The sequence below is a fragment of the Pelomonas lactea genome (assembly GCF_043555885.1).
Taxonomy (GTDB): domain Bacteria; phylum Pseudomonadota; class Gammaproteobacteria; order Burkholderiales; family Burkholderiaceae_C; genus Pelomonas; species Pelomonas lactea.
Genome location: NZ_JBIGHX010000005.1, coordinates 40,271 through 54,467, shown reverse-complemented (window position 1 = coordinate 54,467; position 14,197 = coordinate 40,271). Strand labels below are relative to the sequence as shown.

The 14,197-nt window shown below is 69.3% G+C and carries 13 protein-coding genes; 10 read left to right on the top strand and 3 right to left on the bottom strand.

Features of this window, described 5'->3' with window-relative positions; all coding sequences use genetic code 11:
- Positions 1–5: 5 nt before the first annotated feature.
- A complete protein-coding gene (locus ACG04Q_RS15360) occupies positions 6–512 on the bottom strand; it encodes a DUF1579 domain-containing protein (protein WP_394511788.1) in 507 nt (168 codons plus the stop codon).
- A gap of 115 nt (positions 513–627) precedes the next feature.
- Entirely contained in the window at positions 628–981 is a 354-nt protein-coding gene (locus ACG04Q_RS15355; RefSeq protein WP_394511787.1) for an H-NS histone family protein, read from the bottom strand.
- 300 nt (positions 982–1,281) lie between these two features.
- On the opposite strand from ACG04Q_RS15355, the gene ACG04Q_RS15350 reads away from it, so the two are divergent.
- Together ACG04Q_RS15350 and ACG04Q_RS15345 are read left to right on the top strand one after the other, a co-directional pair.
- Positions 1,282–1,623, top strand: a complete 342-nt coding sequence (locus tag ACG04Q_RS15350) for a PRC-barrel domain-containing protein (protein WP_394511786.1) — start codon at positions 1,282–1,284, stop codon at positions 1,621–1,623.
- A gap of 145 nt (positions 1,624–1,768) precedes the next feature.
- Positions 1,769–2,314: a hypothetical protein gene (locus ACG04Q_RS15345; RefSeq protein WP_394511785.1), complete on the top strand. Its 546-nt coding sequence runs from the start codon at positions 1,769–1,771 to the stop codon at positions 2,312–2,314.
- Positions 2,315–2,373: 59 nt separating this feature from the next.
- Here the strand turns inward: ACG04Q_RS15345 and ACG04Q_RS15340 are convergent, their stop codons facing one another.
- Entirely contained in the window at positions 2,374–2,610 is a 237-nt protein-coding gene (locus ACG04Q_RS15340) for a hypothetical protein (RefSeq protein ID WP_394511784.1), read from the bottom strand.
- A 231-nt stretch (positions 2,611–2,841) separates the two neighbouring features.
- On the opposite strand from ACG04Q_RS15340, the gene ACG04Q_RS15335 reads away from it, so the two are divergent.
- From ACG04Q_RS15335 to ACG04Q_RS15300, 8 genes are all read left to right on the top strand, one after another.
- Complete coding sequence (locus ACG04Q_RS15335) at positions 2,842–3,210, top strand: response regulator (RefSeq protein ID WP_394511783.1); 369 nt, start codon at positions 2,842–2,844, stop codon at positions 3,208–3,210.
- Positions 3,211–3,361: 151 nt separating this feature from the next.
- A complete protein-coding gene (locus ACG04Q_RS15330; RefSeq protein WP_394511782.1) occupies positions 3,362–6,805 on the top strand; it encodes a response regulator in 3,444 nt (1,147 codons plus the stop codon).
- Between the two features lie 40 nt (positions 6,806–6,845).
- On the top strand, positions 6,846–7,664 hold the full coding sequence (locus ACG04Q_RS15325) for a CheR family methyltransferase (RefSeq protein ID WP_394511781.1): 819 nt from the start codon (positions 6,846–6,848) through the stop codon (positions 7,662–7,664).
- A complete protein-coding gene (locus ACG04Q_RS15320; protein ID WP_394511780.1) occupies positions 7,661–8,248 on the top strand; it encodes a chemotaxis protein CheB in 588 nt (195 codons plus the stop codon). Before ACG04Q_RS15325 ends, ACG04Q_RS15320 begins: the two co-directional genes overlap by 4 nt.
- Positions 8,245–9,426: a hybrid sensor histidine kinase/response regulator gene (locus tag ACG04Q_RS15315; RefSeq protein ID WP_394511779.1), complete on the top strand. Its 1,182-nt coding sequence runs from the start codon at positions 8,245–8,247 to the stop codon at positions 9,424–9,426. Before ACG04Q_RS15320 ends, ACG04Q_RS15315 begins: the two co-directional genes overlap by 4 nt.
- Before the next feature lie 220 nt (positions 9,427–9,646).
- Entirely contained in the window at positions 9,647–11,203 is a 1,557-nt protein-coding gene (locus ACG04Q_RS15310; RefSeq protein ID WP_394511778.1) for a methyl-accepting chemotaxis protein, read from the top strand.
- Between the two features lie 30 nt (positions 11,204–11,233).
- Positions 11,234–11,821, top strand: a complete 588-nt coding sequence (locus tag ACG04Q_RS15305; RefSeq protein ID WP_394511777.1) for a chalcone isomerase family protein — start codon at positions 11,234–11,236, stop codon at positions 11,819–11,821.
- A 37-nt stretch (positions 11,822–11,858) separates the two neighbouring features.
- The gene (locus ACG04Q_RS15300) at positions 11,859–14,177 is read left to right on the top strand and encodes an ATP-binding protein (protein ID WP_394511776.1); all 2,319 of its coding nucleotides are present in this window, start codon (positions 11,859–11,861) and stop codon (positions 14,175–14,177) included.
- The last annotated feature ends 20 nt before the right edge of the window (positions 14,178–14,197 follow it).

Genomic DNA, 14,197 nt, shown 5'->3' with positions numbered 1-14,197 from the left:
ACTCGTCACGCCGCCGCGCCGGCTACGCGCTCAAAGTCCATCACCCAGTTCGTCTCCCAGCTGACGCCGCCGTCGGCCGAGAACGCCTGCTGCCAGCGCGGCCGGCCCGTGTCGGTGTCGGTCCAGCGGTAGCGCACGCGAATGGGCTGGCCACGCAGTTCGTCGTCGCACTGAAACTCGCCCACGCCGTCGGCAAAGCCACCCACCACGGGCGGGTCCAGCCGGTGCGGGTGGCGACTGTCCACCCACCAGATCGCCCACCGGTGCGTGTTCGGGTCAAAAGTGCGCATCGAAAGCGCGCGGTAGGGGCCGGTGGGGAGCTGCAACACGTTGTCGTCGAGATTGGCCAGCCCGCCGAGCAGTGGCCACATATGGCAACTGCCCTCGAAGGTTTCCCAGTCCTCACAGCCGAGCAGGCGCTCCTTGAGGCGCCGGTGGCTGACACGCCAATGGCCGACCAGGAAATCGAAATCTTGTGGTGTGGAGATTGCCAGTTTGTCGAAGGCAGGCATGGCGCGGGGCTCACGGAGTTCAAGGTCCGCGCAGTCTGCGCCGCCATACCTGTCAATGCATGGCATGTTTGGCGGCCGGCGCCCATCGGGCGCCCAGCCGCCGCCGTGCGGCTGATCAGCGGGAGATCAGCAGGTCTTCCGGCTGCTTGCCCGCGGCAATGGCGTCCTTGAACCAATTCGGGCGCTTGCCCACGCCGGACCAGGTGCGACCGGCGCCGTCGGTGTACTTGGCCGTGCCGCCCGCCTTCTTGGCCGCCGGCTTGCGGGCCTTGCCGGCTGCGGCCGCCGCGCGCTTGCGGGCCGCGCGGGGCGCCGCCGTGCCGAACAACTCGGCGGCCGTGATGTCGTAATGGGCAATGGCCTCCTTGATCCGTTCGATCACGTCGGTCTTCTCACGCGAGCGCAATGCGTCCGCCTGTTTCTGCAATTGCGCAATCTGCTTCAGCAGTGTCTGCAGGCTTTTTGCCATCGAGTCTCCAGCGACTTGTTGTTTTGACTGCGGGATTCAATCACAGCCGGCGACTGCGCGAATGAATGCGGCGCAATGGCGGCGCAACAGTCAGCGCAATGAAAGAAAGCAATGGCGCGAATGCCCGCCGAATGAATGGCCGGGGAGGCACCGGCCTACAGGCAGAGGGCGCACGGCCCGACTCGGCGTGCTGGCGGGCACGCGCACATTGGGCATCGGCGCACGCGCCACGACGGCCGCCCTCCCCCGGCGCGCACCGCGCACGGTGGCCGGCATTTCCTCAACTCATAGGAGCACACCATGTCCTACCCCACCATCTCTTCCTCCAAGGTCGAAGGCACGACGGTCTACAACCTGCAGGGCGACAAGCTCGGCTCCATCGACGATCTCGTCATCGACAAGCGCAGTGGTCAAGTGCGTTACGCCGCGCTGGAGTTCGGTGGTTTTCTCGGCATCGGGACGGACCGCTATCCGCTGCCCTGGAACATGCTGAAGTACGACACCGACAAGGATGGCTATGTCGTCAACATCGACAAGGGTCAACTGGAGGGCGCGCCCCGCTACACGGAGGACGAGGCGCCCAATTACACGGACGACTACGGCCGCAAGGTTTACGACCACTACGGCTTCCCCTGGATGTGACCGTGATCGGCGCCGCGCTGACGGCGTCGTCTGACGCGGCGCAGGCGGCGGCGCTGACAAGCCGGCCGGTGCCGGGTTCCTAAGCTGACCGACGCGGCAAAAGGCCTGCCGGCCAAGCCCGCCCACCAACCCAAGGAGAGCCAAGATGACCCGATTCCATACCCCCCGCGTCCTGTGCGCCCTGCTGCTGGCCGGCCTGGCCGGCGCGGCGTCCGCCAACCTGACCAAGCCCGTCTACGACACCGCCAAGGACGAGGTCAAGGCGATGTTCAAGGCCGAACGCGACAGCTGCGACAAGCTGTCCGGCAACACCAAGGACGTGTGCGTCGAGCGCGCCAAGGGCCAGGAGAAGGTGGCGCTGGCGCACCTGGAGTACCAGTACACCGGCAACACCAAGGACCGCAACGACTACCTGGAAGCGCGCTACGAAGCGAAGTACAAGGTCGCCAAGGAAGCCTGCGACTCGCTGTCGGGCAATGCCAAGGACGTCTGTGTGGCCGATGCGAAGGCGGCACACGACAAGGCCAAGGCCGACCTGAAGGCGAACAAGAAGATCGCCGATGCGCAGAACGACCAGATGGAGGCCAAGCTCAAGGCCGACTACAAGGCCGCCAACGAGCGCTGCGACACGCTGTCGGGCAACGCCAAGGACAGCTGTCAGGCCAGCGCCAAGGCGCGCTACTTCCAGTAAGCCGTCGCATCCAGAAAGAAAGGCGGGCCCCGGCGGCCCGCCTTTTCATTGCGGCGGTTTCAACGCAGCTTGAGCTGCGCGACGCGGGCCTCGCCAAGGTCGACCGGCGCAGCCTGGACGACCGTCCGCCCTGCCGCCGCCAACTGCGCCCGCCGAAGCTCGTCGCCGCGGCGCAGATGCGCGTGCAGGGTGTCGACGAAGGTGGACAGCAGCCATGCGGCAAACAGCGCGGCCACGCCCGCGGTCAGCCACAGCGTCGCGACAGGGCGGGCAAGCGTGGAGGTCCAGACTTTCATTGCGAGGCTCCCGGCCGGCCACCGAGGCCGGATGACGGCACTGTGCGACGCCCGTGCGGTGCCGCTTGCGCGGCGCGGCCGCGGTGCGGCCTAGGACAAATCGGCAGGCGCTTGCCAGCCGCGTCCGAGCGGGCATGGGGCTTGCTCCTACCTTGGCGTTACAAGCGGTGTCTTGACCGAATCTCGCCGCGTTCGGGACCGCCTGGCCTGTGCCGGGCGCGAGGAGCAATCATGTCGCGCGAGGACATCCGTGTCGTGCTGGTCGATGACGATATCGACACCTGTGAAACCCTGAGCAGCCTGCTGCAGTTCGACGGCTACAGCGTCCGCGTGGCCACGACCGCGCAGGACGCGATCACGGCCGTCAATGAGTACCAGCCCGTCTGTGCGCTGGTGGATCTGGGGCTGCCCGACTTCGACGGCTGCGAGCTCAGCAAACGGCTGCGCGCCGCGCATGGTGCCGACCTCGTGCTGATCGCCGTGACCGGCCGCAGCGGCGATGACGAGCACAACGAGGCCATGGCCGCCGGCGTGGACCACGTGCTCTGCAAGCCGCTGTCGCAGGAAAGCCTGAGGCGCTTCTTTCCGCCGCGCACCTGATTTACCGGTATTTCTTACCGATACGCCCGCCACAGAGCAGCCGTTCGCGACCGCTGCCACATGACCCGCGACCGGCGCCGCCGGCATGGGTCTTGCGTCGTGCGTCGGCATCGGCGGCGCAGCGGCGCGCGCGCCACAACAAGGACAAGCGATGACCGAGACAAGGCCGGAGGACACGGGCCAATTCCGCCGCATCCTGACACGCAACCTGCTGCTGCCGCTGGGCATCGGCCTGCTCAGCATCACCGTGTTCGTCGCGCTGCTGATGCACCTGCTGTCGCTGCTGAACTGGGTGGACCACACCCACCGCGTCATCAACCAGGCGCAGGACCTGACCACGCACATGGCCGACCAGGAGAGCGGCATGCGCGGCTTCCTGCTGTCGGGCCAGGACAACTTCCTGACCCCGTACAAGCTGGCCCGCGGCCGCTTCCTGTCGGAAACCGACTCGCTGCGCAAGCTGGTGGCCGACAACCCCGCGCAGCTGGAGCGGCTGGAGCGCGTGCGCATCGCCGCCGAGGCATGGAACGAATTCGCCACGGACGGCATCGCGCTGCGGCGCAGCGGCAAGCCGGTGGAAGACTTCGTGCGTACGGAGCGCGGCAAGCGGCTGTCTGACGACATCCGCCGCGACCTGCGCACCGTCATCGACGCTGAACTGCGCTTGCTGGGAGAACGCAAGGAGGCTGCCAACGACGGCACCTGGACGGCGGTCACCGGTTTCGTGACGCTGCTGATGGTCGTCAGCGGGCTGATTGCCTGGACCGGGCGGCGCGACATCCGGGCGCTGTCCGGCGAGTACAACAACGCGCTGGCCCTCACCATGGAGGAAGCCCGGGAAAGCGAGCGGCGCGCCTGGCTGCGCGAGGCCCAGGCGGAGCTGTCCACCGCACTGGCTGGCGAGCGCGCGGCTGCCGGGCTGGCCAGGCGCACGCTGGACTTCCTGGCCCACCGCGTGGATGCCGTCGTGTCGGCCGCCTTCATCCGTGGCGAGGACGGCCGTCTGGAGCGTGTGGCCGCCCACGGCCTGCACGGCGACGCCGGCACGCCGGCCGACATCGAGCAGGGCCTTGTGGGCCAGGTGTGGCGAGACGGCGCGCTGCGCCGCCTGCCCGGGCTGCAGACCGACTTCCTGAAGGTCGCCACCAGCCTGGGCACCATGCCGCCGCGCGAGCTGGTGCTGCTGCCGGCGCTGTACGAGGGCCAGGTCAACGGCGTGCTGGAGCTGGGCTTCCTGCAGGCTCCGGACGAGCGCACGCTGGCCCTGCTGGAGGTGCTGCAGGCCTCGCTCGGCGTGCAGCTGGAGGCCGCCGCCTACCGGCAGCGCCTGCAGCGGTCGCTGGAAGAGACGCGCCAGCTCAACGAGGAGCTGCAGGTGCAGCAGGAGGAGCTGCGCACCGCCAACGAGGAGCTCGGCGAGCAGTCGCGCGTGCTGGCCGAGTCGCAGCTGCAGCTGGAAGAGCAGCGTGCGGAACTGGAGCAGACCAACGTGCAGCTGGGCGAGCAGTCCGAGACGCTGTCGCGGCGCAACGCCGCGCTGACGCAGGCGCAGACCGAGCTCAAGGAGCGCGCGATGGAACTGCAGCGGGCCAGCCGCTACAAGTCCGAGTTCCTCGCCAACATGAGTCACGAGCTGCGCACGCCGCTGAACAGCTCGCTGATCCTGTCCAAGCTGCTGTCCGAAAACAAGCCGGGCAACCTGACCGACGAGCAGCTGCGGTTCGCCAAGACCATCTACGGCGCGGGCCAGGACCTGCTGACGCTGATCAACGACATCCTGGACCTCTCCAAGGTGGAGGCCGGCAAGCTGGACATCGCGGCGCGCCCGATGTCGCTGCGCGCGCTGGCCGACAGCATGCGCCGGCTGTTCGAGCCGCTGGCGCAGGACAAGCACCTGGGCTTTGTCGTGCGCCTCGCCGACGGGCTGCCCGGCACCGTGGTGACCGACGTGCAGCGCGTCGAGCAGATCCTGCGCAACCTGCTGTCCAACGCGATCAAGTTCACCGAGAAGGGCGAGGTCACGCTGCATATGGAGCCGCGCCCGGCAGGCGTCGCCTTCGTCGTCAAGGACACCGGCATCGGCATTCCCGCCGCGCAGCAGCAGCGCGTGTTCGAGGCCTTCCACCAGGGCGACGGCGCGCTGAACCGCCGCTTCGGCGGCACGGGGCTGGGCCTGTCCATCTCTCGCCAGCTCAGCAGCCTGCTGGGCGGCGACATCCAGCTCAGCAGCGTCGAGGGCGAGGGCAGCCAGTTCACGCTGCTGCTGCCGCTGTCGATGCCCACCAAGCGTGCGCCGGCCGCCGAGCGCCGCGAACCGCCGCAGCCCCCACCGCCGGCGCCGCCACGGCACCAGCCGGCTCCGCCCGCCTTCGACGACGACCGTGCCGAGCTCGGCCCGGACGCGTCGCAGCGCCGCCTCGCACTGGTGGTGGAGGACGACCCGGGCTTCGCCAGCGTGCTGTACGACCTGGCCCACGAGATGCAGTACCGCTGCCTCGTCGCCTCGCAGGCCAGCGAAGCGCTGGCGCTGGCCAGCACGCACCTGCCACAGGCCATCCTGCTGGACGTGCGCCTGCCCGACGGCTCCGGCCTGGCCGTGCTGCAGCGACTCAAGGAAGACCCGCGCACCCGCCACATCCCCGTGCACGTCATCGCCGGCGAGGACTTCCGCGACGTGGCGTTGCCGCTGGGCGCCGTGGGCACGGCCATCAAGCCCACCACGCGCGACGAGCTGATCGCCATCTTCCGCAAGCTGGAGCACCACGGCGCCGACGAGGTGCGCCGGCTGCTGCTGGTGGAGGACGACCCGCGCCAGCGCGACAGCATCACGCAGCTGGTGGGCGACGACGGCATCGAGGTCGTCGCCGTGGGCCGCGGCGAGGAAGCGCTGGCCCGGCTCGACGGCGACCAGCACTTCGACTGCATGATCATCGACCTCAAGCTGCCCGACATGGACGGCACCGAGCTGCTGGCCCGCATGGCCGAGCGTGACCCCGGGGCCCCGACGCCGCCGGTCATCGTCTACACGGGCCGCCACCTCAGCCGCGACGAGGAGGCCGAGCTCAACCGCTACTCGCGCTCCATCATCATCAAGGGCGCGCGCTCGCCCGAGCGGCTGCTGGACGAGGTGACGCTGTTCCTGCACCGCGTCGAGTCGCGCATGAGCGGCGAGCGCCGCGACATGCTGCGCGCCGCGCGCAACCGCGAGCAGGTGTTCGAAGGCCGCAAGGTGCTGCTGGTGGATGACGACATGCGCAACATCTTTGCGCTGACCAGCGTGCTGGAGCAGCGCGGCCTGACGGTGGAGCCGGCGCGCAACGGTGTGGAGGCGCTGGAGAAGCTGGAGGCGCACGCTGATGTCGACGTCGTGCTGATGGACATCATGATGCCGGTCATGGACGGCCTGGAGGCCACGCGCCGCATCCGCGCCGACCCGCGCTGGCAGAAGCTGCCCGTCATCGCCATCACCGCCAAGGCCATGCGCGACGACCAGGAGCAATGCCGCAAGGCCGGCTGCAACGACTACCTGGCCAAGCCGGTGGAGCTGGACCGCCTGGTCTCGCTGCTGCGGGTCTGGCTGCCGAGCACCGCATGAAGCGCCCGAACTTGCGGGCCGAGCGCCGGGCGGGGGTCTGATGCCGCAGGCTCTCCTTGACCTGGAAGTGCGCCTGCTGATGGAGGCCATCTATGCACGCTACAACCACGACTTCCGCGAGTACTCCGGCGCGTCGCAGAAGCGCCGTGTGCTGCATGCGGTAGAGCAGCTGCAATGCGACTCGGTGTCGGCGCTGCAAGGCCTCGTGCTGCGCGACGCGCGCGCGTTCGCGCAGCTGCTGGAGATCCTGACCGTGCCGTTCACCGAGATGTTCCGCGAGCCGACGTTCTTCGTCGCGCTGCGCGAGCAGGTCATGCCGGTGCTGCAGACCTACCCGTCGCTGAAGGTCTGGGTGGCCGGCTGCGCCAGCGGCGAGGAGGTCTACTCGCTGGCCATCCTGCTGCACGAGGAAGGGCTGCTGGAGCGCAGCATCATCTACGCGACCGACATCAACCCGGCCATGCTGGAGCGGGCGCGCCAGGGCATCTTCTCCATCAACGATGTGCAGCAATACACCCGCAACTACCAGGCCGCCGGCGGCCGGCGCGGCTTCTCCGACTACTACACCGCCGCCTACGGTGCCGCGCGTTTCGACCGCGAGCTCGTCAAGCGCGTCACCTTCGCCGACCACAGCCTCGCCACCGACCACGTGTTCTCCGAGACCCACCTGATCTGCTGCCGCAACGTGCTGATCTACTTCAACCGCAACCTGCAGGACCGTGCCATCGGCCTGTTCGCGCAGTCGCTGTGCCACCGCGGCTTCCTGGGGCTGGGCAGCAAGGAAAGCCTGGACTTCTGCACCAACGGCGCAGCCTTCGAGCCCGTCGTGGCCCGCGAGCGCCTGTTCCGCAAGCGATGAACACCCGCCGCACCGACCTCATCGTCATCGGCGCGTCCGCCGGCGGCGTGTCGGCCCTGCTCACGCTGCTGTCGCCGCTGCCGGCCACCTACCCACTGCCCATCGTTGCGGGGCTGCACCTGCTGCCGCGCCATGAAAGCCAGCTCGGCAGCGTGCTGGGCCACCACCTGGCGCTGCCGGTGCGCGAGCCGCGCGACAAGGAGCCCGTGCGCGCCGGCGCCGTCTACGTGGCTGCCGCCGACTACCACCTGCTCATCGAAGCCGACCGCAGCTTCGCATTCAGCAGCGAGCCACCGGTCAGCTTCGCGCGGCCCTCCCTCGACGTGCTGATGACCAGCGCCGCCGACGCCTACGGCCCCGCGCTCGCCGGGGTGCTGCTGACGGGCGCCAACATGGATGGCGCCGAGGGCATGGCCGCCATCCACGCGGCCGGCGGCCTCACCATCGTGCAGCAGCCGCAGGACGCCGACGTGGCCACCATGCCCGAGGCCGCCATCGCGCGCTGCGCGCCCAGCCACATCCTGCCGCTCAGCGGCATACGCGCGCTGCTGCTGCAGCTGGGCGCCGAAAGGGCCGCGGCATGAGCGATGCGGTCAACATCCTCATCGTCGACGACCTGCCCGAGAACCTGCTGGCGCTGCAGGCACTGCTGCACGACGACCATCTGATGCTGCACACGGCCACGTCGGGCGAGGCCGCGCTGTCGCTGCTGCTGGAACACGAGTTCGCACTGGCGCTGCTGGACGTGCAGATGCCCGGCATGTCGGGCTTCGAGCTGGCGGAGCTGATTCGCGGCAGCTCGCGCACGCGACACCTGCCCATCGTCTTCGTCAGCGCCGCCGACCGCGACCAGTCCCACACCTTCCGCGGCTACGAGAACGGCGCCGTCGACTTCCTCTACAAGCCGCTGGACGCGCACACGGTGAAGAGCAAGGTGCGCGTGTTCACGGAGCTGCACTGCAAGAGCCGCGAACTGCGCCGCCAGCTCGTCGAGCTGGAAGCCGCGCGCGCCGACCAGCAACGCCTGCTGGACGAGTTGCAGCACACCCAGGCCGACCTGCAGCGCGCGCTGAAGATGCGCGATGAGTTCATGTCCATGGTCACGCACGAGCTGCGCACGCCGCTGGGCGTCATGGCGCTGGAGGTCATCATGCGCCAGCAGCGGCTGGACAAGGGCGACCTCGGCTGGTTCAGCCGCGAGCGCCTGCAGGCCATGCTGGACAAGGACGCGCGCCAGGTGCGCAGCATGACCCGCCTCATCGAGGACATGCTGGACATCTCGCGCATCCAGCACGGCATGCTGTCCATCCGCCCGCAGCCCACCGACCTGGGTGAACTGGCCCGCCGCGTCGTCGCGGATTTCGAAGCGCAGTACCAGCAGGTGCCGCTGCAGCTGGCCACGCAGGCCGGCATCGTCGGCCACTGGGACGACAGCCGCATCGCGCAGGTGCTGGTCAACCTGCTGAGCAACGCGCTGCGCTACGGCCAGGGCAGGCCCGTGCGCGTGGACGTGGGTCTCGCCGACGCCGGCATCGCCCGGCTGGCCGTCACCGACCAGGGCCCCGGCATTCCGCCGCAGGACCAGCAGCGCATCTTCGAGCAGTTCCAGCGCCTGCCCACATCGGCCAGGGCGCCTGGCATGGGGCTGGGGCTGTTCATCAGCCAGCAGTTCGTCCAGGCCCACGGCGGGCACATCGCCGTGCACAGCGCACCGGGCGAAGGCGCCTGCTTCGAGGTGCTGCTGCCGCTGACGCCGGCCTGACGGCCGCACTGTTGCGGGCGACCCGCAGCCGGCCCCCACCGGTGCGACGTCTGCCGGCCTTTTGCCGCACAAGTCACGGCAATCCGGACCGCCAGCGCCGCCCAGAAGGCATGGGGGCACCCATTTCTGGTGAAATTTCAGCCGGTTTCATCCGCCGCCGCCCGCCGCCAGCACCCCTTCCCCGGGCGGCCTCGTCGCACCTCCATCCAAGGCTGCTCCCATGAATTTTTTGGCAAACCTGCGCATCGGCCAGCGCCTTGCGGCGGGCTTCACGCTCGTGACGCTGTGCCTGGTTGTGATCGCCGGGCTGGGCTACGTCGCCATCCGGTCGCTGAACGCCGAGATCAACCAGCTCATCGGCGCCGACTACAAGGCCGTCGCGCTGGCCAACCGCGCCAAGGCCGAGGTGGGCGACGCATCGCGCAGCCTGATGACGACGCTCATCATGACCGGCGAGGAACAGATCAAGAAGGAGCTGGACAGCATCGCCTCGCTGATGGCCTCGCACGACAAGACCATGGCCGAGCTCAAGCCGCTGCTGACCGACGAGGCGAGCCTGGAGCTGCTCAAGGCCGTCGACGACGCGCGCGCCAAGTTCATGCCGGCGCAGGCCGGCGTCGTGAAGATGGTGGCCGCCGGCGACGCCGAGGGCGCGACGCTGAAGTACCAGTTCTCCGTGCGCCCCGCCCAGGCCAAGTACATGGCGGCGCTGAACAAGCTGGTCGACGCCCGCAACGTCGCGATGGACGAGGCCGGCCAGAAGTCCAACGGCGTGGCCGACAAGACCCAACTGCTGCTGGCCGTGCTGGCTGCCGCCGCCATCGCCGCCAGCGTACTGACCGGCGTGCTCATCACCCGCGGCATCGTCAATCCGTTGCGCGGCGCCGTGAGCCTGGCGCGCAAGGTCGCCTCCGGCAACCTGACCAGCCAGATCGAGGTACGCAGCCGCGACGAGACCGGCGAGCTGTTGCAGGCCCTGTCGGAGATGAACGAGAGCCTCAAGGGCATCGTCGGCCGCGTGCGCGAGGGCACGGAGTCCATCGCGTCGGCGTCCAGCGAGATCGCCAGCGGCAACCTGGATCTGTCGGTGCGCACCGAGGCGCAGGCGGCGTCGCTGGAGCAGACGCTGTCGGCCATGAAGACGCTGACCGACGCGGTGCAGCAGAACGCGCAGAACGCTCAGCAGGCCAACCAGCTGGCGCAGGCCGCATCCACCGTCGCCGGCGAGGGCGGCGCCGTGGTGGCCCAGGTCGTCACGACGATGGGCAGCATCGATGCGTCCAGCAAGAAGATCGTCGACATCATCAGCGTCATCGACGGCATCGCGTTCCAGACCAACATCCTGGCGCTGAACGCGGCGGTGGAAGCCGCACGCGCCGGCGAGCAGGGCCGCGGCTTCGCCGTGGTGGCCGGCGAGGTGCGCTCGCTGGCTGGCCGCAGCGCCGAGGCGGCCAAGGAGATCAAGCGACTCATCGGCGACTCGGTCGAGAAGGTGGCCCAGGGCAGCGAGCTGGTGGCCAAGGCCGGCAGCACCATGCAGGGCGTGGTGGCGAGCGTGCAACGGATGACCGACATCATGGGCGAGATCACCCACGCCAGCACCGAACAGAGCGCCGGCATCGAGCGCGTCACGCATACCATCCACGACATGGACAAGAGCACGCAGCAGAACGCCGCGCTGGTGGAGCAAGCCGCCGCCGCCGCCGACTCGCTGCGCACCCAGGCCCAAGGTCTCGAAGAAGTCGTCAGCCTTTTCCAGCTCGAAGCGGCGCGCTGACACGCCGCCCCCACAAGACCAGGAGACTCCATGAAGACGAAGCCCCTCATCCGCTGCATCGCCGCCCTGGGCCTGGCCCTCGGTCTGGCAGGCGCCGCGCAGGCCATCGAGGTCGGCGGCCTGAAGTTCGACGACACCGCCAAGGTCGCCGGCAAGGAGCTGAAGGTCAACGGCGCCGGCGTGCGCACGCGCGTCATCGTCAAGGTCTACGCGCTGGTGCTCTACCTGCCCGAGAAGAAGGACACCACCGCCGGCGTGCTGGAGAGCAGCGGCCCGCGCCGCTTCAGCCTGGGGCTGCTGCGCGAGGTGACCGGCGAGGACCTGGGCCAGGCCTTCATGGCCGGCATCACCGCCAACACCGACAAGGCGGAGCGCTCCAAGTTCGTCAACCAGCTGGCCCAGTTCGGCGAGGCCTTCGTCAACATCCCGCAGGGCAAGAAGGGCGACGTCATCACCGTCGACTGGGTGCCCGACACCGGCACCGTCATGTTCCTCAACGGCAAGCCCATCGGCGAGCCGATGAAGGACATCGCGTTCTACAACGCCGTGCTGAAGATCTGGCTGGGCGACAAGCCTGTCGACTCCTCCCTAAAACCCCAGCTGCTCGGCAAGAGCTGACACCGCACAGGCCAGCGACTGGCCAACTGACCTCATTTTGAGCCGCAAGCCCTCGTCCTCCCTGTTCGCAGCGCTGGCCCTTGGCGCCAGCGTCGGCCTGCTGTTGCCCGCGGTCATCGTGGGCGGGCTGTTCATCGGCCTGCGCGAGTCGCAGGTCACCGAGCAGGCGCTGCAGCGCGACCTGGACGCCAAGCTGGACGTGCTGGCCAGCAGCCTGCCCGAACTGCTGTGGAACCTGGACGCCGTCGCCGCGCGCGAGGTGGTCTCGGCCATCGTCAAGTCGCCCGAGGTCGTGCGCGTCAGCGTCAGCGACGCGTCGCAGGGCCTGCCCTTCATCGAGAACCACCTGCCCGAGCGGCGGCTGGGCAAGACGCTGACCGGCGCTCGCGACATCATGCGCGGCGCCACGCGCATCGGCCACATCCAGATCGAGATCGACGACCACCTCAGCACCACCGCGCTGGCCCGCCAGCGCTGGCTGTACGGCGCCACGGTGGGCGGCCAGTTGCTGGTGTCGCTGGCGCTGGTGCTGTGGCTGCTCAATTCCCGGCTGTTCCGCCCGCTGCGCGAGCTGGGCGGCTTCGCCAACGACCTGGCGCAGGGCCGCTTCAGCGCCAAGCTGGAGCACAAGCGCCAGGACGAGATCGGCCTGCTGGGCGGCGACCTGGAGCACATGCGCGACGCGTTGCAGCAGCAGTTCGACGCGCAGCGTGCCCTCATCGAGCGGCTGCGCGGCATGGCCGAGACGGTGCCCGGCGTCGTCTTCCAGCTGCGGCTGGCGGTGAATGGCGAGTTCAGCTTCGCCTACGTCAGCGAGGCGGTGCGCGAGTACTTCCCGCTGGGCGGTGCCGAGCTGAACCGCAGTGCCGCGCCCTGGTTCGAATGCATACACGGCGACGACCGCGCCGCGGTGCGCGAGAGCCTGCTGGCCTCGGGGCGCTCGCTGAGCCCGTGGCAGCAGGAGTTCCGCACGCCGCAGCCCGACGGCGCGGAGCGCTGGATCTACGGCAACGCCATCCCGCAGCGCGAGGCCGACGGCGGCGTGCTGTGGCACGGCTTCCTGACCGACATCTCACGCGAGCGCCGCGACGCGCTGGAGCTGGAGCGCTATCGCCACCACCTCGAGGAGCTGGTGGAGGCCCGCACCGCCGAACTGGCCGAGGCGTCGCAGGCGGCCCAGGCCGCCAGCCTGGCCAAGAGCGCCTTCCTGGCCAACATGAGCCACGAGATCCGCACGCCGATGAACGCCATCATCGGCCTGACCTACCTGGCACAGAGTGACGCCGTGGAGCCCAGCCAGCAGCAACGGCTGCAGAAGGTGGCCAATGCCGCGGAGCACCTGCTCAGCGTCATCAACAACGTGCTGGATTTCTCCAAGATCGAGGCCGGCAAGGTGCAGCTGGAACAGCGGCCGTTCACCGTCGACGAGGTGCTGGACAACATCGCCAACATGACGACGCAGGCCGCCGCCGCGAAGCGGCTGCGCGTGGAGACGGACGTGGCGCCCGAGCTGTCGGGCCGCGTGCTGCTGGGTGACCCGCAGCGCATTGCCGAGGTGCTGCTGAACTTCGCCGGCAACGCCGTCAAGTTCACCGAGGCGGGCTTCGTGCGGCTGGCCGTGCGGGTGGACGGCGCCCCCGACGGCGCGATGCTGCCGCTGCGCTTCGAGGTGCAGGACAGCGGCATCGGCATCTCCGCCGAGGCGCAGACGCGGCTGTTCCGCGACTTCGAGCAGGCCGACAGCTCCACCACGCGCCGCTACGGCGGCACGGGCCTGGGGCTGGCCATCTGCCGACGCCTGGCCGGGCTGATGGGCGGACGCGTCGGCGTGGACAGCGAACTGGGCCGCGGCAGCCGCTTCTGGTTCGCGCTGGACGTGGAGGCCATGGCCGGTGCGCAACCCGCGCCGGCCATCGCGCCGCGCCCGCATTCCGTGCGCGAGCGCCTGGCCGAGCTGGCGCGCAGCCAGTCGCCGCGCATCCTGCTGGCCGAGGACAACGCGGTGAACCAGGAAGTGGCCGTCGCGCTGATCGGCAGCGCCGAGCTGACGGTGGACGTGGCCGCGGACGGCCAGCAGGCCATCGACATGGTGAAGACCGGCGACTACGCGCTGGTGCTGATGGACGTGCAGATGCCCGTCATGGACGGGCTGGACGCGACGCGCGCGATACGCCGCCTGCCGCAGGGCATCACGCTGCCCATCCTCGCGATGACGGCCAACGCCTTCGACGAGGAACGCCAGCGCTGCCTGGAGGCCGGCATGGACGACCACGTCGCCAAGCCCGTCGTTGCCGAGCAGCTGTTCGCGACGCTGTACGACTGGCTGTCCGGCCAGCGCCGCAACGGCCGCGGCTAGACCGCCGGCAACCGGCGGCG